The 26,363-nt window shown below is 57.6% G+C and carries 19 protein-coding genes, 3 tRNA genes and 6 pseudogenes; 9 read left to right on the top strand and 19 right to left on the bottom strand.

The genetic code is table 11. The features are described 5' to 3' along the window. Positions 1 to 76 precede the first annotated feature (76 nt). Both ABOC21_RS10770 and ABOC21_RS10775 read right to left on the bottom strand, forming a co-directional pair. Entirely contained in the window at positions 77 to 214 is a 138-nt protein-coding gene (locus ABOC21_RS10770; RefSeq protein ID WP_426814523.1) for a YnfU family zinc-binding protein, read from the bottom strand. A gap of 286 nt (positions 215 to 500) precedes the next feature. Continuing rightward, positions 501 to 641: a hypothetical protein gene (locus tag ABOC21_RS10775; RefSeq protein WP_004102786.1), complete on the bottom strand. Its 141-nt coding sequence runs from the start codon at positions 639 to 641 to the stop codon at positions 501 to 503. Between the two features lie 312 nt (positions 642 to 953). Here ABOC21_RS10775 and ABOC21_RS10780 point away from each other — a divergent pair. Beyond that, positions 954 to 1,861 (top strand): annotated as a pseudogene (locus ABOC21_RS10780) (DUF535 family protein). 175 nt (positions 1,862 to 2,036) lie between these two features. Here ABOC21_RS10780 and ABOC21_RS10785 read toward each other — a convergent pair. The 9 genes and pseudogenes from ABOC21_RS10785 to ABOC21_RS10825 form a co-directional block, all read right to left on the bottom strand. Beyond that, a pseudogene (locus tag ABOC21_RS10785) lies at positions 2,037 to 3,003 on the bottom strand (ABC transporter ATP-binding protein). Continuing rightward, on the bottom strand, positions 3,000 to 3,980 hold the full coding sequence (locus ABOC21_RS10790; protein WP_426814524.1) for an ABC transporter ATP-binding protein: 981 nt from the start codon (positions 3,978 to 3,980) through the stop codon (positions 3,000 to 3,002). Before ABOC21_RS10790 ends, ABOC21_RS10785 begins: the two are co-directional and overlap by 4 nt. Beyond that, complete coding sequence (gene opp4C / locus ABOC21_RS10795) at positions 3,977 to 4,924, bottom strand: oligopeptide ABC transporter permease (RefSeq protein ID WP_426814525.1); 948 nt, start codon at positions 4,922 to 4,924, stop codon at positions 3,977 to 3,979. The genes ABOC21_RS10790 and opp4C overlap by 4 nt, the downstream gene beginning before the upstream one ends. Next, the gene (locus ABOC21_RS10800) at positions 4,924 to 5,883 is read right to left on the bottom strand and encodes an ABC transporter permease (RefSeq protein WP_426814526.1); all 960 of its coding nucleotides are present in this window, start codon (positions 5,881 to 5,883) and stop codon (positions 4,924 to 4,926) included. The genes opp4C and ABOC21_RS10800 overlap by 1 nt, the downstream gene beginning before the upstream one ends. A 45-nt stretch (positions 5,884 to 5,928) precedes the next feature. After that, positions 5,929 to 7,632 carry an ABC transporter substrate-binding protein gene (locus tag ABOC21_RS10805; protein WP_426814527.1) on the bottom strand — a complete coding sequence of 568 codons (1,704 nt, stop codon included), beginning with the start codon at positions 7,630 to 7,632 and terminating at the stop codon, positions 5,929 to 5,931. A gap of 148 nt (positions 7,633 to 7,780) precedes the next feature. Continuing rightward, positions 7,781 to 8,824: a methionine ABC transporter ATP-binding protein gene (locus ABOC21_RS10810; protein ID WP_426814528.1), complete on the bottom strand. Its 1,044-nt coding sequence runs from the start codon at positions 8,822 to 8,824 to the stop codon at positions 7,781 to 7,783. Between the two features lie 64 nt (positions 8,825 to 8,888). Then, the gene (locus ABOC21_RS10815) at positions 8,889 to 9,665 is read right to left on the bottom strand and encodes a MetQ/NlpA family ABC transporter substrate-binding protein (protein ID WP_426815464.1); all 777 of its coding nucleotides are present in this window, start codon (positions 9,663 to 9,665) and stop codon (positions 8,889 to 8,891) included. 74 nt (positions 9,666 to 9,739) lie between these two features. Next, complete coding sequence (locus ABOC21_RS10820; RefSeq protein ID WP_426815465.1) at positions 9,740 to 10,405, bottom strand: methionine ABC transporter permease; 666 nt, start codon at positions 10,403 to 10,405, stop codon at positions 9,740 to 9,742. 10 nt (positions 10,406 to 10,415) lie between these two features. Further along, positions 10,416 to 11,640, bottom strand: a pseudogene (locus tag ABOC21_RS10825) (SfnB family sulfur acquisition oxidoreductase). A gap of 280 nt (positions 11,641 to 11,920) precedes the next feature. Between ABOC21_RS10825 and ABOC21_RS10830 the strand changes: the two are divergent. After that, complete coding sequence (locus tag ABOC21_RS10830) at positions 11,921 to 12,424, top strand: DUF1543 domain-containing protein (protein ID WP_426814529.1); 504 nt, start codon at positions 11,921 to 11,923, stop codon at positions 12,422 to 12,424. Positions 12,425 to 12,496: 72 nt separating this feature from the next. Here the strand turns inward: ABOC21_RS10830 and ABOC21_RS10835 are convergent, their stop codons facing one another. Continuing rightward, complete coding sequence (locus tag ABOC21_RS10835; protein WP_426814530.1) at positions 12,497 to 12,880, bottom strand: VOC family protein; 384 nt, start codon at positions 12,878 to 12,880, stop codon at positions 12,497 to 12,499. A 92-nt stretch (positions 12,881 to 12,972) separates the two neighbouring features. Here ABOC21_RS10835 and ABOC21_RS10840 point away from each other — a divergent pair, with 92 nt between their 5' ends. The 3 genes from ABOC21_RS10840 (at position 12,973) to ABOC21_RS10850 (ending at position 15,279) form a co-directional block, all read left to right on the top strand. Beyond that, positions 12,973 to 13,743, top strand: a complete 771-nt coding sequence (locus ABOC21_RS10840; protein ID WP_426814531.1) for a DeoR/GlpR family DNA-binding transcription regulator — start codon at positions 12,973 to 12,975, stop codon at positions 13,741 to 13,743. 155 nt (positions 13,744 to 13,898) lie between these two features. Continuing rightward, a complete protein-coding gene (locus ABOC21_RS10845) occupies positions 13,899 to 14,534 on the top strand; it encodes a carbonic anhydrase (RefSeq protein ID WP_426814532.1) in 636 nt (211 codons plus the stop codon). A 595-nt stretch (positions 14,535 to 15,129) separates the two neighbouring features. Continuing rightward, positions 15,130 to 15,279 carry a hypothetical protein gene (locus tag ABOC21_RS10850; protein WP_426814533.1) on the top strand — a complete coding sequence of 50 codons (150 nt, stop codon included), beginning with the start codon at positions 15,130 to 15,132 and terminating at the stop codon, positions 15,277 to 15,279. A 36-nt stretch (positions 15,280 to 15,315) separates the two neighbouring features. Here ABOC21_RS10850 and ABOC21_RS10855 read toward each other — a convergent pair whose 3' ends face one another. Beyond that, positions 15,316 to 16,926, bottom strand: coding sequence for an FAD-NAD(P)-binding protein (locus ABOC21_RS10855; protein WP_426814534.1), 1,611 nt, complete (start codon positions 16,924 to 16,926; stop codon positions 15,316 to 15,318). Positions 16,927 to 17,663: 737 nt separating this feature from the next. Between ABOC21_RS10855 and ABOC21_RS10860 the strand changes: the two are divergent. After that, a pseudogene (locus ABOC21_RS10860) lies at positions 17,664 to 19,931 on the top strand (TonB-dependent siderophore receptor). Positions 19,932 to 20,243: 312 nt separating this feature from the next. On the opposite strand, the gene ABOC21_RS10865 reads toward ABOC21_RS10860, so the two are convergent. From ABOC21_RS10865 to asr, 4 genes are all read right to left on the bottom strand, one after another. Then, positions 20,244 to 20,320, bottom strand: a tRNA-Val gene (locus tag ABOC21_RS10865). A gap of 4 nt (positions 20,321 to 20,324) precedes the next feature. Next, a tRNA-Val gene (locus ABOC21_RS10870) sits at positions 20,325 to 20,401 on the bottom strand. 4 nt (positions 20,402 to 20,405) lie between these two features. Next, positions 20,406 to 20,482: transfer RNA gene (locus ABOC21_RS10875), tRNA-Val, on the bottom strand. Between the two features lie 568 nt (positions 20,483 to 21,050). Continuing rightward, positions 21,051 to 21,473 carry an acid resistance repetitive basic protein Asr gene (gene asr / locus ABOC21_RS10880; RefSeq protein WP_426814535.1) on the bottom strand — a complete coding sequence of 141 codons (423 nt, stop codon included), beginning with the start codon at positions 21,471 to 21,473 and terminating at the stop codon, positions 21,051 to 21,053. A gap of 249 nt (positions 21,474 to 21,722) precedes the next feature. Between asr and ABOC21_RS10885 the strand changes: the two genes are divergently transcribed. After that, on the top strand, positions 21,723 to 22,538 hold the full coding sequence (locus ABOC21_RS10885) for a LysR family transcriptional regulator (RefSeq protein ID WP_426815466.1): 816 nt from the start codon (positions 21,723 to 21,725) through the stop codon (positions 22,536 to 22,538). Positions 22,539 to 22,573: 35 nt separating this feature from the next. On the opposite strand, the pseudogene mdtK reads toward ABOC21_RS10885, so the two are convergent. Then, a pseudogene (gene mdtK / locus ABOC21_RS10890) lies at positions 22,574 to 23,948 on the bottom strand (MdtK family multidrug efflux MATE transporter). A gap of 217 nt (positions 23,949 to 24,165) precedes the next feature. Here mdtK and ABOC21_RS10895 point away from each other — a divergent pair. Together ABOC21_RS10895 and ABOC21_RS10900 are read left to right on the top strand one after the other, a co-directional pair. Beyond that, positions 24,166 to 24,801 carry a riboflavin synthase subunit alpha gene (locus tag ABOC21_RS10895; RefSeq protein ID WP_426814536.1) on the top strand — a complete coding sequence of 212 codons (636 nt, stop codon included), beginning with the start codon at positions 24,166 to 24,168 and terminating at the stop codon, positions 24,799 to 24,801. An 18-nt stretch (positions 24,802 to 24,819) separates the two neighbouring features. Further along, positions 24,820 to 24,981 (top strand): hypothetical protein, encoded by a 162-nt coding sequence (locus ABOC21_RS10900; protein ID WP_426814537.1) that lies wholly within the window; start codon positions 24,820 to 24,822, stop codon positions 24,979 to 24,981. Here ABOC21_RS10900 and cfa read toward each other — a convergent pair. Continuing rightward, positions 24,978 to 26,127, bottom strand: a pseudogene (gene cfa, locus ABOC21_RS10905) (cyclopropane fatty acyl phospholipid synthase). The gene ABOC21_RS10900 and the pseudogene cfa sit on opposite strands and share 4 nt — an antisense overlap. Positions 26,128 to 26,363 lie beyond the last annotated feature (236 nt).

Genomic DNA, 26,363 nt, shown 5'->3' on the forward strand with positions numbered 1-26,363 from the left:
TTCTGCTGTGGGCAAGAGACAATCAGCGTCGGGCATTTAGGCTCAGGCGGCGTTTCTGGGTGATGACTGGAAGAGTTTATGGCAGTAAGGGCAGATCGAGCTGGGCGCCTTTTTGTACTCGGCTAAAACTATGTTCTGATTCCTGGGAGCAGTTAGGGCAGGCGCACTTTACAAGATAATTACGGCGGGTTTTCGAGTCTTTTCGATCTGACATATAATTTTTTCCTGATCTAATGGCCCGCAACCATACATCATTCTGCTGGCAATAGCTCGCAATGATTTCGCCGCGGGAAAATAAGCGCCTGAAAGAAAGGGATAAATCACGGGTTCCGGGCCAATAGTGAGAAATTACGCGGGGTTTTTCGTATCTGACGCGGGCCTATCGAAACATCAGCACGCTGTCTTGCTGGTTTTTATGCGGCTCCCTCATACCGGCAGGGCGTTGCTTTTCGGCGCGGCGAAAAGCATAAAAAAACCGGCCTCGCCGGCCGGTTCAGTCGTCAGATTTTGCAGGCGTCGCCGCAGTCATCATCGGCAACGATCGCCTGGGCTTTTTTATCAGCGTCTTCAAGGCGTTCAGCGTTACGCTCCTGCGCCTCTTCCAGGCCGCTAAAAACCAGGTTGTCGAGATCGATTTCCATGAGTTACCCACTTAAGTTCAGTTTTGACCGTAGCCAGATTATAGGGCAAAACCGGCGAGGGGACACCCCACGCCGTCGTTGATAGCACGTAGCGGTAACCCGCGTCTTTTAATCGTCCGGTGGGCGATGAATAATTAAGCCGACTGCGAATAATGAGAGTTGACAGGGCAGATTAATTTAATTTCAAGGCAGATAGAATGATTGTCTGACTATTTATTAAATGGAATGTCAACGAACGGTCAACTAAGCGTTGACTTGCATGATTTATGATATTATTGCCGCGATTATGGTTGATTTTATGGATCTTGATCGATGGCTCTAACCGCAGCAGTCGCCATCAAAGAGTGGCGAAAAATAATAAACTCATTTGCAATTTTAAACTCAAATATAAGAAGGTGTTACGTCGATGCAGAGAAATACCGCTGACCGGAGGCAAATATAGGCAATATCGGGCGCTGTGTGATAAATACGTTTGCGCCAGATTAACCGGTACCACGGAGGGGCTGGTCAGCTTTCAGGATAAACCCTTCAAAGCCTATTTAAATAAAACATTGTCGAAGAAAAGCAAACTCGATATCGCCTACGGTTCGTTGATTTTTATGGAAAAAACGTTTCCTGAAGCGATCATGCCGCAGCTGTATAACGTCAAAGAGTTTGGCCTGACGGTCGCCGCCGTGCCGCTGAAAAATGGTACTCGCATTGATGTTAAGCTGCTGGCATCGCCGTTTCAGGAGGAGGGGGAACTGATGCTCTTAATGCTTCTCGATAATAGACGCATCTACAGTCTCTGTTTTTCCTGTACCGCCGACGGCCGCGCTTATATTGGCGGAATTCAGGGCGGTAAAGATGCGACCAATGATGAAATTAAAGTATTGACTAAGGAGCTTTATGGGATCCGCCCTAAAAATTTAATTATCACCCTGCTGTACGCTTTTTTACAGCACTGTAGTATTAAAGAGATCTATGCGGTTGACGGTAATTTCCACGTTAAAAGCGAGAAAGTGATGACTAATTATGCGGCGCTGTGGCTGGAAGTGGGCGGTGAGCCGCAGCGTCGCGGTTGGTATAAACTGCCGTCGCAGGAAATAAAGAAAAGCCTTGAAGAGGTCAAAAGCAAACATCGCAGCCAGTTTATTAAACGTGAAAGTTTGAAAGAGCTGGTGCAGCATGAGCTTGCGGCCTCAATGCGGCAGCTTGGCGGGCGTCTTAGCGCCGGTTAATCTGCTGCGGCGGGCTTGCCGGTCAACAGGGGGCTGTTGGCCGGCAGGTCGCCGAAAACGGATAAAAAGTACGTAGCGCCCCGGGCTTCCGCGGGATGCGCTCGTCGCTGGCGAAAAACCTGCCGCTGGTTCAGCGACAGGTTTTTTTTCGCCCGCAGCCGGGCAGGGTGAGGAACTAAACGGCGTGGCAGGCGACGTGATGGTCCGCGGCGACCTCCCGCAGAGCGGGAACTTCCCGGCGGCAGCGTTCGCTGGCCTGCGGGCAGCGGGAGGAGAAGCGGCAGCCGGGCGGCGGGTTTGACGGGTCCGGGATCTCGCCCTGCACCACGACCGCCGGTTCGCGGAGCGGGTCTAAGGTGGGGACCGCTGCCAGCAGCGCCCGGGTATAGGGATGCAGCGGCCGGGCAAACAGCGCGTCGCGGCTTGCGGTTTCCACCAGCTGTCCGAGATACATCACCGCCACGTCATCGCACAGATGCTCCACCACCCCAAGGTCGTGGGAGATAAACAGGAACGTGACCCCCAGATCGTCGCGCAGGTCGGAAAAGAGGTTAATGATCTGCGCCTGGATGGAGACGTCCAGCGCAGAAATCGGCTCGTCGGCAATAATGAAGTCCGGGTTAAGGATCAGCGCCCGCGCGATGCCGATGCGCTGGCGCTGGCCGCCGGAAAATTCGTGCGGAAAACGGTTGTAATGCTGCGGCGCGAGGCCGCAGATCTGCATGACCGCGAGGGTCCGGTCATACAGTTCCGCCTTGGTGCACAGCCCGTGCTCCAGCATCGCCTCGCCGATGGTGTCGCCAATGCGAATTCGCGGGTTCAGCGAACTGTAGGGATCCTGGAACACCAGCTGGATTTTCGGCCGCAGCGCCCGCATCTCGCGCGGGGAGAGCGCGCTGAGCTCGCGGCCGCGATACCTGACGCTGCCCGCGGTTTTCTCATACAGCCCGAGCAGGGTGCGTCCGACGGTGGTTTTACCGCTGCCGGACTCCCCCACCAGGCCGAAAATGGTCCCCGGTCGGATCTTAAAGCTCACACCGTCCACCGCCCGCAGACTCTCCGGTTTGCTGGCCGAACAGCCCGTTGCGCAGCGGGAAGTGTTTTTTAAGTCCTTCGACTTCAATAACGTATTCACTGCTCATGTCACAATCTCCGCTAACTCGCGATGAAAACAGGCGGCCTGCCGGGCGTCGCCCGCCAGCGGCGGGATCCCCTGGCGGCAGCGTTCGCTGGCGCGCGCGCAGCGGTCGGCAAAGGCGCAGTAGGGCGGCAGGGCGGCCAGATCCGGCACCTGGCCGGGGATCGAGTAGAGGCGGCGACGGCGCTCGCCGGGCACCGGGCGGGAGGCAATCAGCCCTCGGGTATAGGGGTGCTGCGGATGGCGCAATACCTCGGCCGTCGGACCCTGCTCAACGACCCGGCCGGCGTACATCACCACCACCCGCTCCGCCATTTGTGCAATCACGCCGAGGTCGTGGGTGATCAGCATCATCGCCATCCGGCTGGCCCGGGAGCGCTCGCGCAGCAGCTGGAGGATCTGCGCCTGCACGGTGACGTCCAGGGCGGTGGTGGGCTCGTCGGCGATCAGCAGCTGCGGTTCGCAGCTCAGGGCCATCGCGATCATGATGCGCTGCAGCATCCCGCCGGAGAGCTGGTGCGGGTAGCTCTCCATCAGGCTCTCGGCCCGCGCCAGGCCGACGTCGCTAATGAGCCGCGTGGCGTGCTGCCAGGCGGCCCTGGCCGATTCACCGCGATGGCGGATCAGCGGTTCGCACAGCTGCTCGCCGATGGTGAATACCGGATTGAGCGCGCTCATCGGCTCCTGGAAAATCATCGCCAGCCGGTTGCCGCGCAGATCGGCCATTTTCGCCGCCTTCAGGCGCAGCAGATCCTCGCCGTTAAACAGAATCTCTCCGCCGTCGATGCGCGCCGCCTGGGGCGGCAGCAGGCCCATCAGCGACATGGCGGTGACGCTTTTGCCGCAGCCGGACTCGCCGACCACGCCGACGGTCTGTTCGGCATGAATGGCGAAAGAGACCTCCTGCACCGCCCGCACGCGGTTTTTTTCGCCGGCAAAGGAGACCGAAAGCTGGTTAAAGGTGATTAGCGGCGCGCTCATTTCAGCCTCTGCTTCATTTTGGGATCCATCGCATCGCGCAGGCCGTCGCCCAGCACGTTGATGGCGATCACGGTGATAAAAATGGCCAGTCCCGGCGGCATCCACAGCCACGGGCGGCGCTGGAAGTCGATCAGGCTGTTGGCGGCGTCCATCATATTGCCCCACGACGGGGTGGGAGGCACCACGCCGAGGCCGAGATAGCTGAGGGCCGACTCGCTCAGAATGGCGTTGGCGACCGCCATCGTCGCCATCACCACCAGAATCGGAATGGTATTCGGCAGCAGATGACCAAACAGGCGGCGGCGCGCCGACAGGCCCAGCACCCGGGTGGCCAGCATAAAGTCGCGCTCGCGCAGCGACAGGCACTGGCCGCGCACCAGCCGCGCCAGCTTCGGCCACTCCAGCAGGCTCAGCATAATCACCACCATGTAGATCCGCGACTCCGGGGAGAAATCGAGCTCCGAGAGCATCGCCCCGGCGACAATCAGCAGCGGCAGGCCGGGAATGGTCATCACCAGGTCCGCCAGGCGCATGATCAGCCGGTCGGTCAGGCCGCCGGCATAGCCGGAGACCGCGCCGAGCAGATAGCCGAGGGTGACCGACAGCAGCATGGTCAGGAGGCCGATAATCAGCGAGATCCGTCCGGCCAACAGCAGTCGGGTATAGACGTCGCGGCCGAGAAAATCGGTTCCCAGCCAGTGCTCGGCGCCGGGGGGCTTGTTGATCATCAGCACGTCGGTGGCGTCATCCTTCCACGGCGACCAGATGGGGCCCAGCGCGCACCACGCCGCCATCAGCAGCAGGATGAGTAGACACAGCATCGCCAGCCGGTTGCGCCGCAGCGCTTGCCAGGCCAGGCGCCAGGGTGATGGCGCGATCTGCGCCAGCGTCGGGATCGCCGCTTTACGCAGGCGGCGGTTGGTTGAAAACAGGGAGCTGAGCATCAGGACCTCACTCGAATTCGCGGGTCGGCCCACGCGTACAGCACGTCGGCAATCAGGTTGCCGAGGATCGTCAGCACCGCCAGAAACAGGGTAAAGCCCATCAGTACCGGGTAGTCGCGGGCGGCCAGCGAGTCGATATGAATATGGCCCGCCCCCGGCCAGTTGAAGACCTTTTCGGTGATGATGGCGCCGGAAAACAGCCCCGGCAGCTCAAAGCCGAGCAGGGTGATAATCGGCAGCAGGGCGTTGCGCAGCGCGTGCCTGAAGATGACCGTGCGTTCGCTCAGCCCCTTGGCGCGGGCGGTGCGGATAAAGTCCATTTTCACCACCTCAAGCATGCTGGCGCGAAAATAGCGCGTCAGGCTGCCGGCCTGCAGCATCACCAGCGCCAGCACCGGCAGCGCCAGATGCGCCGCCACCTGCAGGATATAGGCCCAGCCGCGCTCATCGCTGCCGGTGTTGGTCATGCCGCCCGGCGGCAGCCAGTGCAGATCGACGGCGAACCACTTAATCAGCAGCAGGCAGAGGAAAAAGGTCGGGAAGGACATAGCGGCGAAGACGGCGATGCTGACCAGGTGGTCAAACAGCGAGTTGGGCTTCATGGCGGAAACAATCCCCACCGTCAGGCCAATGCCCCAGTAAAAGACCAGCGCGACGCTGGCCAGCAGAAAGGAGTTCCAGACGTACTGATTTAGCAGCCGGCTGACCGGGATCTGGTACTGCAGCGAGAAGCCCAGATCGCCGCGCAGCAGCTGGCCGAGCCAGTGCAGATAGCGAGTGAACAGCGGCTGGTCGAGGCCGTAGATGGCCTTCAGCTCGGCGGCGCGGGCGGCGGTAAGGGTGATATTACCGTCGATAAAGTCGCCCGGGGTTTTCGCGAACAGCATAAAAATGATTAAGGAGGCCAGCAGCAGCATCGGCAGGGTTTGCAGCAGCCGTCTGAGGATAAAATTTCTCATAACATTCTCACGTTCACCGCCGGGAACCCCCGGCGGCGGCGATATTTACCTGGCGATTTTCACGTCCGGCAGGCTGCCGGTCAGACCGTTGTAGATATCCGGCTTAAAGCCGCTGACCCTGGCGCTGCTGGCGGAGAGGATCTCGCGGTAGCCGAGGAAGATAACCGGCGGGTCTTCCGCCAGCACTTTGTACAGCTGGTGGTAGATCGGTTTGCGCTGATTCACATCGAGCACTGCGTTACCTGCGTTAATCAGCTTATCGACCTGCGGATTGTGATAGCCGGACTCTTTCGCCTCGCTGCTGTAGAAGTCCCATACTCCATCGTGCGGATCGTTCAGCGTGCTGGTGCTGAAGGAGGCCAGATCGTAGTTACCCGATTTGCGCTGGGCCATCAGGGCGTTGAAGTCCACCACCTGCGGCTTCAGCAGGACGCCAATCTGCTGCCAGTTCTCTTTGGCGATGGGAATCAGCGCATCGTTCAGCACCTTCTTGCTGACCAGCAGCGTGAGCTCCAGGCGCTTGCCGTCTTTCACCCGGATGCCATCGGGACCGGGCTTCCAGCCTGCCTCATCCAGCAGCTTCTTCGCCTGGGCTGGATCGTACTTATAGGGATTGACGCCCTCAGCGTTGTAGGCCCAGGAGATGGGGGCGATGGGCTCAATGGCCACCTTGCCGTAGCCCTGATACACCACGTCAATCAGCTTCTGCCGGTCGAGGCCGTAAATCAGCGCCTGGCGCACTTTGACATCCTGCAGCGCCGGGCGGCGAACGTTGAATTCAACCTGGCTGTAGTCGCTGGAGCCGTAGAGGTTGATGTTGGCGAAGCCGAGCATTTTCAGCTGTTCGATATCGTCCGGACGCGAGGTAAAGGCGTCGTAATCGGTCTCGCCGGTCTGGAACAGCTGGAAGTTGGTGGACGGATTGGTGACGCGGTAGATAAAGCGCGGCGTCGGCGGCGTACCGCGATAGTAATGGCTGTTGGCGTGGAAGCGGATCTCCTGGCCCGGGAGATATTTGTCGTAGACGTAGGGGCCGTTGCCCAGCGGTTTGCCGTGCAGCGTACGCAGATAGTCGAGCTGGCCGCGCTGATATCCCTTGCCGTAATAAGCTTTGGAGAGCACCGGACCGCCGATTTTGGCAAGCGTGGTGGCGCCCGGTTCGCTGGTGGTCACCTGCAGGGTCAGCGGGTCGATCACCTTCAGGCCGCTTACGCTGTCTGCCGTACCGGTCTTGTATTCAGCGCCGCCGGCAATATTGGCGAGCGTGATGTCGGTATCGCCGTCGTATTTAGGGTCCAGCAGCACGGTCAGCGTAAAGGCCACGTCTTCGGCGGTGAGCGGCGAGCCGTCGCTGAAGGTCAGATTGGGACGCAGCTTGATGGTGTAAACCTTGTTATCGGCGCTGACGCTCCAGCTTTCGGCCAGCCCCGGCACCAGATTACCGTGGCTGTCCCAGTCAATTAGCCGCGAAAAGATGACGTTGGTGACGTTTTCGTCCCAGCCGTTAACGAAGAAGTAGGGGTTAAAGATGCCCTGCGGCTCGGAGATGCCGGCGACCACGGTGTCTTTACGCAGTTTGGCGTAGGCCGGGATCTGGCTGACATCGGTGGCCGGGGTGATCCCTTCCTGTAAAATATCATCCGCGCTGGCGACAGAAGAAAATGCCACCGTGCCGCCAATGAGCGCGATTTTCAGAGCTAGCGAGAATCGCGAATGTTTGGTTTTTAATCCGGGCAGTAATCTGGACAAAAGTGCTCCCTCATCAAATGATTGCGCTGAAATTTACAATTCATGACGCAAGATAAGAGCCGCACCTCCGGCTGTCTAACAACGAAAAGCTATGGTTTATAGCGAATTAGAATTAGCAATAATGCAGAATTAAAATGCCGGATTTGTGCTAAGGAGCAGTGGTTTCCACCATTTCCTCCGTGCCGAGGGTGAAGCGGTCCGCCACCCAGCCGTGCTGGCGCAGCGCGCCGGGCTCCAGCGGCTGCGCCAGGCGCACCCGAATCTGGCCGATCGTCCGTCCCTGAATATGTTCACAGCTGCTGGAGAGCAGGCTGGCCTCGGCCCCGAGCAGGCCGGCGATATGCTGTAAATTGGGCTCCCGTCCCCTGCTGCCGTCAAAATGGAGCGTCACCACCTGGCGACCGGCGGCCGGCGCCTCCGGCTCGCCGGGACGCGCGTGGTGCAGCGTTCCGGTCATGCTGCGGGTTACCTCGTGCTGTGGGTTGCCAAAAATCTGCCATACCTCGCCCTGTTCAATAATTTTTCCCTGCTCGAGCACCGCCACCCGATCGCACAGCGTACGAATCACGTCCATCTCGTGGGTAATAAGGATAATGGTCAGGCCGAGGCGCTGGTTTATCTCTTTGAGCAGCGCCAGCACGGCGTAGGTATTCTCCGGGTCGAGCGCCGAGGTGGCCTCATCGCACAGCAGGATCTCCGGCTGGGTGACCAGCGCGCGGGCAATACCGGTACGCTGTTTCTGCCCGCCGGAGAGCCTGGCCGGCCAGCTGTCGCGCAGGGCGCTGAGGCCCACCAGCTCAAGCATCTCATCGACCCGCCGCCGCCTTTCATTCCGGGGAACGCCGGCCATTTTGAGCGGCAGTTCGACGTTCTGCGCCACCGTCTTCGTCGACATCAGATTGAAATGCTGAAAGATCATCGCCACCCGGCGGCGCAGATCCCGCAGCTGGGCGGGTAAATAGCGCCGGGTCGGCTCGCCGTGAATAATGATTTCGCCGCTGTCGGCGCTTTCCAGGCGGTTAAACAGGCGCAGCAGAGTGGATTTCCCGGCGCCGCTGCGCCCGATAATGCCGAAAATTTCGCCCTGATGGATAGTCAGGTTGATATCCTGCAGCGCCCGAACGCCGTTGGGATAGGCTTTGCCGATGTGGATTAACTCAATATGCGGTACTGCGGTGAGCGCATTGGTCACGGTGATCTCCTCCGTTAGCCAGCAAATAGCGGCAGCGGTGGCGCTGCCGGGTTGATTTCAGCGGTCAGAAACCGGGCACAATTTTGCCCTTATAGCGGGTCAGGATGAAATTGCGTACCGCCTCGGAGTGCAGGGCTTTCGCCAGCTTCTGGATCCCCGGATCGTTGATGTTGTCGGGGCGGGCCACCAGGTACTCGACGTACAGATCGCTGCCTTTTTCCACCAGCAGCGCTTTGTCGGTATCAATTCCGGCCTCCAGCGCATAGTTGGCAAAGATAAACGCCAGGTCGACCTGATTCACCGCCCGCGCCAGCATCGCCCCCTCCAGCTCGCGAATTTTGAAGCGGTGCGGATTGCTGACGATATCCCGGGTGGCCGACTGTGGGTCCTGCGGATTTTTCAGGGTGATGAGCCCCGCGTTGCTGAGCATCACCAGCGCACGGCCGGTATTGACCGGATCGTTGGGGATGGCGATGGTGGCGCCGTCCGGCACCTCTTTAATGGATTTGTATTTGCTGGAGTAGGCGCCAAACGGTTCGATATGGACGCCCACCACCGGCAGCAGATTGGTGTGCCGGGTCTGATTGTAGTTATCGAGGAACGGCCGGTACTGGTAGTAGTTGGCGTCGAGGTTTTTTTCCGCCAGCTGCTGGTTGGGCTGAATAAAGTCGTTGAAGACTTTGATTTTTAAATCGACCCCTTCTTTCGCCAGCGCCGGTTTGACGAATTCGAGGATCTCGGCGTGCGGCACCGGCGTGGCGCCGACGGTCAGCGTTTCGTTGGCGGCGGCCGAGAAAGAGAACATTGCCAGCAGCCCGGCGGCGATAAGCGTTTTTTTCATCATCTTTTCCTTTAATTTTTGCGCGACGGAGGCCCGTCAACCGGCTGTGGCAGCGGGAAGAGGGCGGGCATCCTTTATTTACGGCTTATCGACCGCACGAGGCGGTCGCCGCTCATTTGTAATATCTGCACCAGGGCAATCAGCAGCAGCACGGTGACCACCATGACGTCGGTCTGAAAGCGCTGATAGCCGAAGCTGATCGCCAGGTCGCCGAGGCCGCCTCCGCCAATTACCCCCGCCATCGAGGTGTAGTCCACCAGCAAAATGGCGGTGACGGTAACGGCGGCCACCAGCCCCGAGCGCGACTCGGGCAGCAGGGTGTGCCAGATCAGCTGCCGGGTATTGCCGCCCATCGACCAGTTGGCCTCCACTAGCCCGTGATCCACTTCGCGCAGCGCCGTTTCGACCAGCCGGGCGAAGAAGGGCGCACAGCCGACCACCAGCGGCGGAATGGTGCCCTGCACCCCCAACGAGGTGCCGGTGATGAAAGTGGTGACCGGGATCATCACGATCAGCAAAATGATAAACGGCAGCGAGCGCAGCACGTTGACGGCCAGCGACAGCAGGCGATAAAGCCGCGGGGCGTGCAGCAGCCGGGGCTGGCCGGTCAGGTAGAGAACGATCCCCAGCGGCAGGCCAATCAGGACGGTAAAGCCCAGTGACCAGCCCAGCATCGTCAGGGTATCGATAGCGGCCTGCGCCACGTCGCTCCAGTCGATTTCGGCGAAAAATTCCAGCACCGTCGCCACCTCAGTTCCAGTCGTGGCGCTGCGGGCGAACGCCGTTCAGCACCCAGTTGCCCAGCAGGCTGGTATTTCCAGCGTACCGGGTCGTGGAGGGTATGAATCCGGGCGTTGCGCCAGTGGCGGTCGAGATTATTACTGCTGGCGGCGGCGCGGGTGCCGCTGAGCTCAAACAGGCGGCTGGCGGCCTCCAGCGCCACTTCGGTGGTAAAGACCTTCGCGCGGGCGACGGCAACCGAAGCCAGCGCCACGTTCTCCTCGTTCAGCGCATCGCGGTAGCGGTCGAGGGTTTTCCCCGCCCGTTCCAGCAGCGCCTCGGCGGCGGCCAGCCGGCTGTCGATCTGCCCGATATGGTAGATGGTGAGCGGGTCGTCGCCGGCGCGATCTACTCCGGCGTCAATCCACGGCCGGGAGAATTCGCGCACGAAGGCCACCGTGTCGTTGAGGGCCGCCCGGGCGATGCCGGCATCGATGGCGGCGGTGGTGAGCTGCGCGAAGGGGCCGGCGAGGGTTGGGATGGCGTAGGATTGCCACGTTGGAAACAGATGGAACGGCTGGACCGCCAGATCCTCGGCCAGTACCGTCCCGCTGGCGGTGTTGCGCTGGCCGAGGCAGGCCCAGTCGTCGACCACGGTCAGCCCCGCGCTGTCGCGAGGGACAAACGCCAGCTGCGCGTTGTCGTCGGCATCTAATGCCAAAATGCCGATCCAGTGGGCGTAGAGCGAGCCGGTGCAGTAGCCTTTGCGGCCGTTGATATACAGACCCTCCGCGCGGGCCTCAAGCCGGGTGCGGATATCGAGAACCGTTTTGCCCCCGGTTTCCGAGAGGGCGTTGGCAAAGCGGTGCCCCTGCAGGACGAGGTTAAAAAAGAAGGCGCGCTGCTCGTCGCTGCCCTGCAGGCGAATATCCTCCAGCAGGCAGTAGTGGTTCTGCGGAATTTGCCACAGCGACGGGTCGGCGGCGGAGATAATGGCGATAACTTCCGCCAGCGTGGCGGCAGAGACTTCGGCTCCGCCCCAGCGACGCGGTACCGTAATGCCCCACAGCCCGCTGTTGGAAAAGGCATCGACGATCTCGGGGGGCACAATGCCGCTGCGGTCGCGCTCGGCGGCGCCGGGCCGCAGCACCAGCGCTATCTCATGGGCGATGGCCACCGCTTCTTCATCGCTGCTGATGACGTGCGCTTGCGGTGCGTAACGCGTGTAACTAACCGGCTGTGTGCTTTCTGGCATGCTGATTCCATCCTGATTAACGAAGTGATATATGCAAAAAATAGATAACTAAATAATCTATAATTCCAACTAGTTATATAATCACTTAGCAAAGGATGTGCCAGAAAGTTGGTTTTTTAATTTGTTTAAAATCAGATGGTTAAATTTTTCTTACGCGAGGAGAGATGCTGCAAATGCGGCTGCGCTGAACCCGGGCTGCCGCATTTGCGACAGCCGGCTTGCCGAAGACCTCGTTGTGTAGTCTGATATATAGCGAAAATAACGATGCAGGGGATCTGAAGTGAAGCTATTTATGTTCTACGTTGGCGGCAATGCGGGAAAATCGAATATTGAAGTGCACGATATTCAGTTTGCGGTGGCGGAAAAGCCCGAGGACGCCTGGCCCGCGCTGCGCGAGGCGTGGTTCGGCGATGCCGATAAAATTCATATCGACGGCTACAGCCAAATTACCTGGGCCGACGGCTACGACGTGGTATTAGCGAAGCAGCCCGCGGCGGCCGAGGTCAGGCTGTTCTTCGTTAACGCCGGAGGCTATCGGCCGGATACGCTGGCTGAGCTGCACGAGTTTGACCTTTTCGCGGCGCGGGACGCGCGGGAAGCGAAAGAGAAGGCGCTGCAAAAGCTGCTGCGGGGCGTGGATCAGCAGCATAAAGATAATCTCAAAGAGGTTGATGACTGCCTGCTGCTGGAGCAGATTGGCGAGTGGTACGTGCATCTGGTCCCTAACGCCCCGGGCGTTGCGGATAAACCGCAGTGGCAGGGCTATCAGCCGATCGGTCTGTAACGCCTTAACCCCGCCGGGAGGTCGGGCGGAATTGGCCGCTACGGCGCTTTTCCGACCCGCCTCTGCCGTTCGCTATGCGACGATTTCAATCAGGTTTCCGTCGGGATCTTTTATCACCGCCTCATAGTAGCCGTCGCCGGTGGTGCGCGGCGGCGAGACCAGAATACCCTGCGCGTCGGCGCGCTGCGCCAGTGAATCAACGTTTTCTGCTCCACCTACCGCAATGGCCAGATGCACCCAGCCGGTGTGGTTATTATCCGGCGTCCCCTGGCTGAGCCCCGGTTTGGTCATCAGCTCAATGGCAATATTGTCGCCGATCTTCACAAAATAGGAGGCAAAGCCGGGATTAGTCTGGCTGCAGTACTTATCGTTAATCTCGCCGGCAAAGAAGTCGACCCAGAAGCGGGCCTGCTGCTCAAGCTGACGGGTCCACAGGGCGATGTGGGCTACTTTCATCGTGAATATCTCCTGGCGGCGTGTTGACAGAGGGAGAGCTGATGCATGATCATGCTCACTAATGCTCGATGATATTAATTTAAGGATTTAATGTGCTCGATTGTGCGGCATTCCCTCAACAGCGACAAGCGCTTATTTGCCAGATTCTGCAGGAGAACGGCAGGGTGGTATGCGCCGAACTGGCGACCAGACTGAAGGTCTCAGAGCATACAATTCGCCGTGATTTACATGAGCTTAGCAAAGGTGGGTTTTGCAAAAAGGTCTACGGCGGCGCGGTGATGAATCTGCCGGAGGCCGGAGACTATAGCGAACGCAAAGATAAGAATGCGGCAACAAAGCTCAGGATCGCGCAGCAATGCGCAAGGCTGGTGAAGCCCGGCGGCTGTATTTTCATCGATACCGGAACCACCAACCTGGCGATGGCCGAGGCCCTCCCCGCCGAGCTGGCGCTGACGGTGGTCACCAACTCGCCGGAAATTGCCGCCGTATTGCTAAAAAAGCCGCTCTATGACGTGGTGATCCTCGGCGGGCAGATACAGCGGGCGTCCGGGGGATGCGTCGGCGCCTCGGCGGTGGCGCAGCTGCGGGGCATTCTGTTTGACCAGGGGTTTATCGGCGGCTGCGCGATGGCGCCGGAGTCCGGCCTGACGGGATTTGACTACGCGGACTGCGAATTTAAGAAAGCGGTAATCGGGCAGTGTAGCGAAATTATCGTCGGCCTGACGTCTGACAAGATCCCGGCGGTAGCCCGCTTTGTGGTGGTTGAAAGCGGCGCTATCGATGTGCTGGTGGTGGAAGAGAACGTCAGCCGCGAGTATAGCGCCGCGTTTCGCGAGCACGACATCCGCATCTATACGGTATAACCGCGGCCACCGCGGATAACATACCCGGCGGCGAGGGCCGGGTGCTCACTAAATAGCCGTTTATCAATAAAAATTCCTATTCGACCCGTCGGTGATACACTACATACTGTGATCTTTGTCATACCGTAATTAAAACAGAGAAAAGAGACACTGCTATGCAACATATCATTGAGGGTTTCCTCAACTTCCAAAAAGAGATCTTCCCCCAGCGTAAAGAGCTCTTCCGCAGCCTGGCGTCCAGCCAGAATCCCAAAGCGCTTTTTATCTCCTGCTCCGACAGCCGTCTGGTGCCAGAACTGGTGACCCAGCAGGAACCTGGACAGCTCTTTGTTATTCGTAATGCGGGTAATATCGTCCCTTCTTTCGGGCCGGAGCCGGGCGGAGTCTCAGCCACCATCGAGTACGCGGTTGTTGCCCTCGGGGTGACCGATATCGTGATTTGCGGCCACTCTAACTGCGGTGCGATGACGGCGGTGGCGACCTGCCAGTGTCTGGACGCTATGCCGGCGGTTTCCCACTGGCTGCACTATGCCGATGCGGCGCGAGCGGTGGTGGACAGCAAAACCTGGGATAGCGAAATCGATAAAGTGAACGCGATGGTGCGCGAGAACGTTATCGCCCAGCTTAACAATATCAAAACGCATCCGTCGGTCGCCGTCGGCCTGCGCGACGGCGCGCTGCGCCTGCACGGCTGGGTATATGATATCGAAAGCGGCGCGATTGGCGCCCTGGATAAAAACACCAAATCCTTCGTCTCGCTCTCTGAAAACCCTGAAGTTTTCTTCGAGTAATTCTTCAACAGGGCATGGAAGCCCTGCGTCCCGCACCGCGCCGCCACTCTCCTGATACACACTCATCATCTCCTCGGTTCGGGTAAATATTAAGCATAGGCCCTGTGACGGTCAGCTAAAGATATTTAGCGAGTCAATAAACCCTGGCCGCAGGAGTTATTATGCTGCGCGCTGGCGTGTATTGACGTAATTATATGATAAGCAGTCAGGTTTTATATCTGAAGTCTGGCCGTGCTGCGATAATTTTTAGGATTGTTCCGGCGCCAGGGCGGAAATTTATTGCAGAGCGCGGGTGGTATAAATTAACCGACAAACCTGCTCGATATTAATTTTATGTTCTTTACAAATACCGCGGATTTTATCGCTGAAAATAGAGTTCAGCGCTGCCCCGTCGGTTATCCGTCAGCGGGTTATGCCGGAGGGAGTGAGATATTTAAATTTATTTCTCGCGGCGGTTTATTCGTCGCGATCCGCCGGATAAGCGGCGCGGCGGTTTGACACCGGCCTGATATCATTTACTGTTAACTCTCGACGGCGATGATTTAGCGTTGTGGATTTTTTATATTACCGCCGCCCGCAATGGAGGATAAATAATATGTCCCTGTCTACGATGAATGACCCCGATAAATCCGCCCGCCATCCGGCAAAAGACGATCCCCGCGAGCGGGGGGAAATACCGCGTAAAAGAGATGATAGCGAGGATCGGCAAAAGGATCCCTGGCAGCCTGCTCCCGATCGCCGCTAAGGGCGGGGCCTGGCCGCCCGAAAGCGTCAATAGCGGCTAGCGCTCGATAAACGGCAGCCGCCGCCGCGGACGCGCTGCCGGCTGCGAGGCGGCTTTGGCCATTGCCGCACCGATCTCCGCGCATACCGTGAGGCCCTGAACGAAAGGACGGTCGTGCATGAGATAGGGCAGCGCCCCGAATGCAATGCGCCCGCGTACGATCTGCGGTTCAAGCAGCGTGTAGTCTTCACCGACCTCGGGAATAGCGTCTCCGGCGGCGAGGATCTGCCTGCGTAGCGTCGGGAATGGCAGGTCTTTGGTCTTCAGCGGCTTCTGTCCTCGGGCGTCGATAAAGACGTCAAAGGTATACCTGGACTGCCTGGCGTTAATTTCCGTCAGGTTATCCTCAATGGCGATGGCGTAATCGGGTCCCAGGGGGAGAATGCTGATAACGCCCGCCTCGCGCAGCGCCAGCAGCCGGCGGATGGATTGCGACGGGATCGCCGCGTAGTTATCAATAAACACCCGGGCCAGGCCGGCGCTAAACCGCTCGCTGTCGCGCGGGTCGAGGTGAGGAACGATGGCCTGGACCGCTTCATGCAGTCTGAGGATCGCGTAGCGCCAGGCCACGGTACGCCTGTCGCGCTTGTTGCGCTCGACCTCAATGAGATTCTCCTCAGCCCACAGAAAAGGGTCATACTTCCTGCGCGCGGCGAACCAGGCGTCGTGGAAGCTGTCGGCGTTTAGCGTGCTAAGCGCGATCTCCCGGCTCCAGAGCGGGTCGGCGGCGTCAATTTCCTGCACCATCAGCGCGAAAACCCGATCGAGCAGCCCCGCGGATCCGACGGCGATCTGCCGGCTAATCGCCTCGTCGCTGGCGATAGTTAAAGGCTCATAGGGGATCGGGCAGTAGAAGTCGGCTTCGGGTAGGATCCCCGAGCGGGACATCATCACTATCTCAAGCCCCTCGCTGCCGCGATCCAGCCTGAAGCTGAGCGACTGGTCCGCCGCTTCCACGAACTCCCCGTGCTGCGCGGCTACCGCCATGGCGGCATCGATACCGCTGAGCGACGTTCCCATAATTCCAACCCGGCAGGGCGCGATACGCGCGCTCATTAGCCCCGACCACGGGCTCGGGAAGTGGGCGCGCGGCGTGGTATCGTCATCAGGCCAGACGTGACCGGTGGCAATAACCGCAAGGTCAAAATGCGCCGGTTCTGCGGCGTCGCGGGCGTAGAGCATCACCCCGGAGCGGGTGACGTGCAGATCTTCCACCTGGCAGGATTCGCGGACCGTGACCGCAAACCCGCGCTTGCGGGCAGTCGCAACCAGCTGCAGAAACTGGTCGCGGAAATATTCACCCAGCAGCAGGCGCGGCAGGAACTGGCGAACGTGAAGAGACGTTTTGCGTACTCCGTAGCGCGCCAGATGCCCGGCGCTTAGCCCCTGCAGCCAGTCGATATAGGTCGAGAAAATAGGCGGGATTTCAATGCTGGCAATATTCGCCAGCATCATCCGCGCGGTGTCCTCCTGGCCATAGGGCATCCCGACGCCAGCCCGATCGGCCTGTTCATAGATAGAGATGGCCAGCGGTGCCGCGCTCTGTAACAGCGCGTGAAACGTATAGATCCCCGTCGGCCCGGCGCCGATAATCGCAATTTTCTTCATTGATATGGGCTCGTTTTTGTAGGCGCAGCCATCCGTTTACGGGCTGACGCTGAAGGTGTAACTCAGGGCGTTAAGCGAAGTATAAACGAAGGACGACGGGGCAGTGGTAAAGAGCCTGTCGCTGAGTTGGCTGAAGCTGCGGGGAGCGCTATGTCATTAAAGAGGGCTTAAAATCATCTTTTGTTGATGTTACCCGGTAAGTTGATACCAGGTACTGCATATCATCGAGTGGACTGGCGTGAATAATAACCAGCACGGCATTTTTCTTGCAATGCATTTTTTTGCAATAATAAAGGCGTGTTGGTTTTAAAAAATGTGGGGATATTATGATTAAATTGTGCTTATTTAATGTAGATGTAATTCATTTGTTTTAATGACTGTGGAATGCAAATGTTAATTGTATATCTAATTGATTTTGTTGTGATATTTAAATATGGAGGCCTGCCAGTTAATTATCGGCTTGATAATGAATCTTATTTCTAATAACGTAGAGCAGCACAATAATTCGATTGGCTGCCGATCGGAATACGCGATCAAAGAATAGCGTGGCGCGTTTATTTCTTCATTTTTCCAGGGCGGAATTTTTTTCGGTGCAAATGGTTAATATCCCAATATGACCTCGGGAGGGGCTTTGTTTACGCCAAAACCAGAGAAGATGTTCTGTGCCTGGAAGTCGGTGTTTATCTGACGAATGAAGAAGGCGTGCCCCGACGGTAATAAAAAACAGGGCATATTCCATGAAACATTATTCACACTACTCGCTGGCCGTACTGATTCATATGGCCATCTGGGGAGTGGGGTTGCCAGCGCAGGCCGCTGACGACAGCACTCCGGACGAAACGAAGGAGTCCGCTACGGCAACGACATCGGAGAATCATGACGAAACGATGGTCGTTACCGCAGCCGCGCAGACTCTCCAGGCCCCCGGCGTTTCCACCATCACTGCCGATGAAATCCGCAAACACCCACCTGCACGGGACGTCTCCGAACTGATTCGCACCCAGCCGGGCGTCAACCTGACAGGCAACTCCACCAGCGGTCAGCGCGGCAATAATCGCCAGGTCGATATTCGTGGTATGGGGCCAGAGAACACGCTGATTCTGGTGGACGGTAAACCGGTGACCAGCCGTAACTCCGTGCGCTATGGTTGGCGCGGTGACCGCGACACGCGCGGTGATACCAGTTGGGTACCGGCGGAAATGATCGATCATATCGATGTTATTCGCGGCCCGGCGGCGGCCCGCTACGGTAATGGCGCAATGGGGGGCGTGGTTAATATCGTCACTAAACCGACCAGCAGCGAGTGGCATGGTTCCTGGAATTCCTATATGAACGCCCCCCAGCATCGTAAAGAGGGCTCGACAAAACGCACGAACTTCAGCCTCAACGGTCCGCTGTCGGATGAGGTTAGCTTTAATCTATGGGGGAATCTGAGTAAAACGCAGGCCGATGCCCAGGATATTAACTCCGGCCATGAAGCGGCACGAACCGGTACCTATGCGGGATCCTATCCTGCAGGGCGCGAAGGCGTTGTGAATAAAGATATCCACGGCAAGCTACGCTGGGAGTTTGCGCCGATGCAGGCGCTGGAGTTCTAAACCGGCTATAGCCGTCAGGGCAACCTGTATGCCGGCGACACGCAGAACACCAACACCAGTACGCTGGTAAAAAGTATGTACGGCAAGGAGACCAACCGCCTCTATCGCCAGACTTACGGGGTGACCTGGACCGGCGGCTGGGATAACGGCGTGACCAGCAATACCTACGCCCAGTATGAACATACCCGCAACTCCCGGATGAGCGAAGGGCTGGCGGGCGGAACGGAGGGCATCTTCTCCAGCAGCGAATTCGCGGATATCGATCTGTCGGACGTGCTGCTGCACAGTGAAGTGAATATTCCGTTTACCTTCGGGGTTGAGCAGAATCTGACGCTGGGCACCGAATGGAACCAACAGCGGATGAAGGATGGCGTATCGACCACCCAGTCTCTCTCTTATGGTTCCATCGACGGCATCTCGGCAACCGGACGCAGTCCTTACTCCAGCGCCGAAATTTTCTCGCTGTTTACCGAAGATAATATCGCGCTGACGGATAGCACCACGCTGACGCCAGCCCTGCGCTTTGACCACCACAGTATTGTCGGTAATAACTGGAGCCCATCGCTGAACCTCTCCCAGGGTCTATCAGATGACTGGACGCTGAAACTGGGGATTGCCCGCGCTTATAAAGCGCCAAATCTCTACCAGCTCAACCCGAACTATATCCTGTACAGTAACGGCCAGGGCTGTTACGCCAGCAGTTCCGCCTGTTACCTGATGGGTAATAGCGATCTGAAGGCAGAAACCAGCGTCAACAAAGAGATTGGTCTTGAGTATAAGCATGATGGTTATCAGGCGGGGCTGACATACTTCCGCAATGACTACCGCAATAAGATTGAATCCGGTTACTCGGCGGTAGGCACGGCCAGCAACGGCACGACCAATATTTATCAATGGGAAAACGTGCCGAAGGCGCTGGTAGAAGGGCTGGAAGGCTCGCTTAACCTGCCGGTGAGCGAAACGGTCAACTGGAGCAACAACCTGACGTGGATGCTGCAGAGCAAGAACAAGACCACCGGCGATCGTCTGTCGGTGATCCCGCAGTTCACGCTGAACTCAACCGTCAGCTGGCAGGTGCGTGACGATCTCTCTTTACAGAGCACCTTCACCTGGTATGGTCGCCAGAAACCGAAGCGCTTTAACTATAAAGGTGAGGCGGTGTCCGCAAGCGAGCTAAACGAAGTCAGTCCATACAGTATCGTTGGGTTGAGTGCGACCTGGGACGTGAATAAAAACCTGAGTCTGACCAGCGGCGTGGATAACCTGTTTGATATTCGCCACTATCGCGCCGGTAATGCGCAGACGACGGGAAATTCGACGACCGGGGCTTATCTGTATGGCGCCGGCGCTGAAACCTACAATGAGTCGGGGCGGACGTTCTATGTGAGCGTGAACACGCATTTCTAAGGCGTCATCAATCACGGGCCGGAATATTAAGCCATTCCGGCTTTTTTTCTGCCGTCAGGCAAAACAGCAAAGGAAAGCTTCAGGGCTTGTTTGTCGCATTTACAGTACGGATTGCGGGCTCTGAAAGCAGCTGCGGTCTATGCTGCTGATAGGTTTGGTCTGGAGCAGTCTGGGGTACGGCAATGTCGGGTTGAAAGCAAGTGCAGAGTTATTGAAAAGGATTTAAATGCTGTGGAACAGGAGGTATCTCGTAATGCTGAACTGCTGCAGGAAGCGCTTCTTTTGAGGAAAATACACCAGATCGCGAAAATCTGGTGCGTCCGAGTGGACTCGAACCACCGACCCCCACCATGTCAAGGTGGTGCTCTAACCAACTGAGCTACGGACGCGTTTTGGTGCGTTTAATTGGACTCGAACCAACGACCCCCACCATGTCAAGGTGGTGCTCTAACCAACTGAGCTATAAACGCGTTATGGTGCGTTCAATTGGACTCGAACCAACGACCCCCACCATGTCAAGGTGGTGCTCTAACCAACTGAGCTATGAACGCAATGTTGTAGTGACAACGGGGACGCATATTAGCGATCGGGAGAGGTTGTGGCAAGAGGCAAACGTCACTTTTCTTGCAGATCGCACGCGATTGCGGAAGTTTTACTCATATTATCTATATTTTACTGATGATAAAGGATATTTCTTGTCCAGTTTACCCCGGCCGGCCTTATCGAGCGGTCGTCGGGAGGCTTTACCTTGCCCGGAGGAGCGTCCATTGAATATCGCGACCTTCAGGCGAAGCCGTATACGTCGAGCGCCAGGTCATACAGCCAGTTCGCGGTTATCGCCGTTGCGCCAGGGGTATTTGAAGTGACGCGTCGGATTGAATAATAACTATCGGCTTACGTTTTTATATTTTTGATATGCATAAGGTCGCCGCTGCGGCCTTTTATCATGGTGGCAGGCGTTGGCCGTTATTTAAATATCAGGCGAAGGGTGAAGAGGGCGCAGATTATTAACAGGATCAGAATGAGCTCGAAACGATAGCGTTGCAGCATAATGCTCTCCTAAAAAAATCGGCGCTGAAGCAGCGCCGATTTATTACGAAACCAGACTCACCGGATTAATTATGCCGCCGGCTGTGCAGCAGGTTTAGCCGCGGCGTGGTGCTTAGCTTTGTGATGTTTTTTCGCAGCCTGAGCTTTCTGGGCTACCGGTTTAGCGGCGGCTTTGTGGTGTTTTTTAGCGGCCTGGGCTTTCTGGGTAGCGGCTGGTTTAGTAGCGGCTTTGTGGTGTTTTTTAGCGGCCTGGGCTTTCTGCGCAGCGGCTGGTTTAGCAGCGGCTTTTTTGTGTTTTTTCACAGCCTGAGCTTTCTGCTCTGCGGCCGGTTTAGCGGCAGCTTTGTGATGTTTCTTGTGATGGGTGGTCTTGGCAACGGTGCTGTGAGTCGCAGCCGCCGGAGCCTGAGTGGTGCTTACCGCGTCAGCGGCGAAAGCAGCAGAAGACAGACCCATAGCAGCGGCAACGACCAGAGCTAATACTTTTTTCATTCTGATATCCTCGAAAATGTTTCTTCAGTTAACCCCACTGCGGGGCTGTTGAAACAACTATATGCCGGGCACCGCGGCAGTTCAGTGAGTGTTTGGTATCGGCGGGTAACCGAATGTACGGCGGAGGTTGCGGGAGGACGTAAGAGGGATTCCGCTAACGAGAAAGCGTTAGCGGAGTGGGGCTGCGCTTAGCCGCGCGACGTTTGGGCAAGCGTCGCGGCGAGCTCACGTTTGCTCATCGGGACGCAGATGGTTGCCCGCCACGTGGCCGCCCTGGAGGCGCATCTCGGCATCGCGCTCATCGCGCGGACGACGCGTCGGCAAACGCTCACCGATATCGGCCGCAGCTATTATGAGCGCTGCCGCGTGGTGCTGGACGAGGTCGCCGAGGCGGACGCGCTGGCGCTGGAGATGAAAGCCACCCCCTCAGGCATTATCAGAGTCAATGCGCCGGTCACCTTTGGTTCGCACGCGCTCTCGACGTTTATCATCGACTATCTCGCCCGCTACCCCGAGGTTCAGGTTGAGCTGACCCTCAGCGATCGCATCGTCGACCCGATAGAAGAGGAGTTCGAGGTTATTATTCGCATCGGCGAGCTGGCCGACAGCACTATGGTCGCCTGGCCGCTGCGCCCTTATCGGCTAATAGCCTGCGCCGCTCCCGACTATATTTTGCGCCACGGCGAGCCGCAGACGCCGGCCGATCTGCAGCATCACTCCTGCCTGGTCTACGGCCACTGGTCGGCGATGAACGCCTGCCGCTGGCAGTTCACCGGGGAGGGCACCACGGTCGAAGTGAAACCCGCCGGGCGCTTCCGTTCGAACGACTGGAAAGCGTTGATGAACGCCGCACTCGCCGGGCACGGCATCACCCTCGGGCCGGAAGAGGTGCTAAGAGTTGAGGTTGAGCAGGGGAGGCTGGTACAGGTTTTAGCGGGCTTTTCCGGCCCTTCGCGGCCGATGCACGTGCTGGTGCCGGCCGGGCGCCGACGAACGACCAAAATAAAATGCTTCGTAGAGGCGCTGAGAAAGGCGCTGGGCCCGCGCGGAGCCGGCGAACGCTGAAAAACGGCGCCCCGAAAGCGGGACGCCGCTGCTGGCTAGCGCGCTGCGCGCTGTAAAATGACGCTCGACGGCTGACGCTGGAGGAAGCGCATCCGCAGCATCATCAGCACTGCCGCGGAGGTTAAGCCGAGAATAAATCCGCACCAGAAGCCGGCAGGCCCCATACGCGGAACGACCATATCGGTTAATGCCAGCACGTAGCCGCTCGGCAGCCCCAGAACCCAGTAGGCGGTAAAAGTGATAAAGAAGATTGAGCGCGTATCCTTATAGCCGCGCAGGATCCCGCTGCCGATGACCTGTACGGAATCGGAGATCTGATAGATTGCCGCCAGCAGCATCAGCTGAGAGGCCAGCAGCACTACTTCCGGGTTGTCGTTATAGAGGAGGGCAATCTGTTTACGCATCAGGATGGTGAAAATTGCGGTGATTGCGGCCATGCAGACGCCAACGCCGACGCCGGTTCTGGCGGAGATTTGCGCATCGAGGGTTGAGCCCTGACCGAGGCGAAAGCCCACGCGAATAGTTACCGCCGCCGCCAGCGACAGCGGTAAAACGAACATCAGCGAGTCTGAAGTTAAGCGCAATCTGATGGCCGGCGACATCGACAATGCCCAGCGGAGAAACCAGCAGCGCGACCACCGCAAACAGGGTCACTTCGAAAAACAGCGCCAGGGCGATCGGCAGCCCGAGCTGGACCAGGCGTTTGAGGACGGCAAAATCCGGTTTGCTGAACCCCTCGGCTCCGCGGATATCACGCATTGAGCGCGCCCGGCGCACCCAGGAGATCATGCTGAAAAACATTACCCAGTAAACGGAAGCCGTTGCCACGCCGCAGCCAACGCCGCCCAGCTCCGGCATCCCGAAATGGCCGTAGATAAAGATGTAGTTGACCGGGATATTCACCAGCAGGCCGATGAAGCCCATAACCATCCCCGGCTTGGTTTTTGCCAGACCTTCGCACTGGTTACGCGCAACCTGGAAGAAGAGGTAGCCTGGAGCCCCCCACAGCAGCGCGCGCAGGTAGCCGACGGCTTTATCCGCCAGCGCCGGGTCAATATTATGCATTGAGCTGATGATATAGCCGGCGTTCCACAGCACTACCATCACCAGCACCGAGACGAATCCCGCCAGCCAGAAACCCTGGCGCACCTGGTGCGCGATGCGCTCACGGCGCCCGGAACCGTTGAGCTGAGCGATGACCGGGGTTAACGCCAGCAGCAGACCGTGGCCGAAGAGGATCGCCGGCAGCCAGATGGAGGTCCCGATAGCGACGGCCGCCATATCGGTGGCGCTATAGCCGCCCGCCATAACGGTATCGACGAAGCCCATTGACGTCTGGGCCACCTGCGCAAGGATGACGGGAATAGCCAGTGCTAACAACTGACGCGCTTCAATGAAGTACTTCTGCACCTGTACACCTTTATATTGTTGTTATTTGGAGACTAAAAAAGCCGCCGTTAATGGCAGCAAGAAGAAAAAGCAGAGGGATTAGCCAGTCTATTGTAGCGAGGATTAGCCATTAAGCCAGTGAAAAAATGGTAGGGCACGATGCGCGCTGGCAACCTTATTTACCACCTGTTATTGTTCCCGATTAATATATTGTGAGCCATTCCTGGAGGAGCAAAGCATGTTTACTGGCATTGTGCAGGGGACCGCTAAAGTGGTGTCCATCGATGAGAAGCCCAACTTTCGTACCCACGTGGTGGAACTGCCGGAGCACATGCTCGACGGACTTGAAACCGGCGCTTCGGTCGCTCATAACGGCTGCTGTCTGACGGTAACCGAGATCGACGGCGCGCGCATCAGTTTTGATCTGATGAAAGAAACCCTGCGCATCACCAATCTCGGCGCCGTGCGTCAGGGTGACGTGGTGAACGTCGAGCGCGCGGCGAAGTTCAGTGACGAAATCGGCGGCCATCTGATGTCCGGCCATATTATGACCACCGCGGAGGTGGTTAAGATCTTGACCTCGGAAAATAACCGCCAGATCTGGTTCAAGGTCCAGGATCCGACGCTGATGAAGTACATTCTGTATAAAGGCTTTATCGGCGTCGACGGCATCAGCCTGACGGTTGGCGAAGTCACGCCGACGCGCTTCTGCGTGCACCTGATCCCGGAAACGCTGCTGCGCACCACCCTGGGCGTGAAAAAGCTGGGCGATCGGGTAAATATCGAGATTGACCCGCAGACGCAGGCGGTGGTCGATACCGTTGAGCGCGTGCTGGCGGCGAAAGAGGCGGTGCAAAAGGCGTCGGAAGAGTAATCTCCCGGGGCGTCCGCCGTGCGATCTTTCGGCCTGGCGATTTCCACGGGAAGCTGGACTCCGCGGCAGACTTTTTCCGCGCCGGGCGTGCAGCATCGCGGAAATCAATACCGGATGGGGCAAAAAAAATGCCTGCCGGCGATGGCGCCGGCAGGCATGATAAGTGAAGATCCGGTCTAGCGTGCGACGCGAAGGCCGTCCTCGACGCCGCGAGAAAACACCACCTGCCACAGCTGAATATCGCGCGCGCGGAAGGCCCCGGCGCAGGCGTTCAGATAATAGCTAAACATGCGCTTGAAACGCTCGGTGTAGTTGTCGGCAATATCCGGCCAGCTGGCGAGGAATCGCTCGTACCAGGCCATCAGCGTGGTATCGTAATCGGCGCCTATATTGTGCCAGTCTTCCATAACGAAATGTGTTTCGCTGGCTTGCGCAATATGGCGTACCGACGGCAGGCAGCCGTTAGGGAAGATATATTTATTGATCCACGGATCGACGCTGAGGTCGGTTTTGTTCGAACCGATGGTGTGCAGTAAAAAACGACCGTCCGCTTTCATATTTCGGTCGACAACGTCGAAATAGGTCGCGTAGTTTTTCGGCCCCACGTGCTCAAACATACCGACGGAAACTATCCGGTCAAAACTATCATGTAAGTCGCGATAGTCCTGTAGCAGGATAGTGACGTCTAATCCTTCACACCGCTGCTGGGCCATTTTTTGCTGTTCGGCGGAAATGGTAACGCCAACCACGCTAACGTGATAATTTTTTGCCATGTAATAGGCCAGACCGCCCCAGCCGCAGCCAATATCCAGCACCCGCATCCCGGGTTCCAGCTGCAGCTTGCGGCAAATAAGATCTAATTTAGCCTGCTGAGCCTCTTCCAGAGATTGCGCCTCTTTCCAGTAAGCGCAGGAATATTGCATATAGGGGTCGAGCATCCGACTAAAAAGATCGTTGCCGAGATCGTAGTGCTCTTTGCCGACTATCCAGGAACGTTTTTTACTTTGCAGATTGAACAGGCGAGCGGTAGCAATACGCAGCGTATCTTTGAGATGGCGGGGAAGCTGCTTTTCCAGTCCGGCGCGCAGCACCTTATGGAAGAAAATATCCAGACGCTCGCAGTCCCACCAGCCGTCCATATAGCTTTCACCTAACCCCAGAGAACCTTCCTGCAGCACGCGCTTAAAAAAGAGGGGGTTTTTTATTCGTAGATCGGAGGGAGCGGAGCCATTAATTTCAATACCCGCACGACCGAGTAACTCAGACTGTAATTCGGTACCAGTCATCATTTGGTACACTTACTTCTTCTATACACGATGAACTCATAGCTTCTCCATCACGCCCAAGTGATCAGAACCTTAAAACAGCGTAGACGCTTTTTTTGGCATTGTGAGAAATCTCACGGAAAAATCCGTGAAGCTGCTATCCGACGTAGAACAGAGGAAGGGAGATAACCCTTGCCGAAAGGCCTTCCATGGTGAAACGGGAAGCATCCTGCCCCCGTTAATATCGATAAACTATCTATTTATGTGACACGGGATCCAGTATAGGCCCCTATTTTA

Origin of the sequence: Klebsiella sp. WOUb02 (assembly GCF_050058015.1) — a bacterium.
Lineage (GTDB): Bacteria > Pseudomonadota > Gammaproteobacteria > Enterobacterales > Enterobacteriaceae > Klebsiella.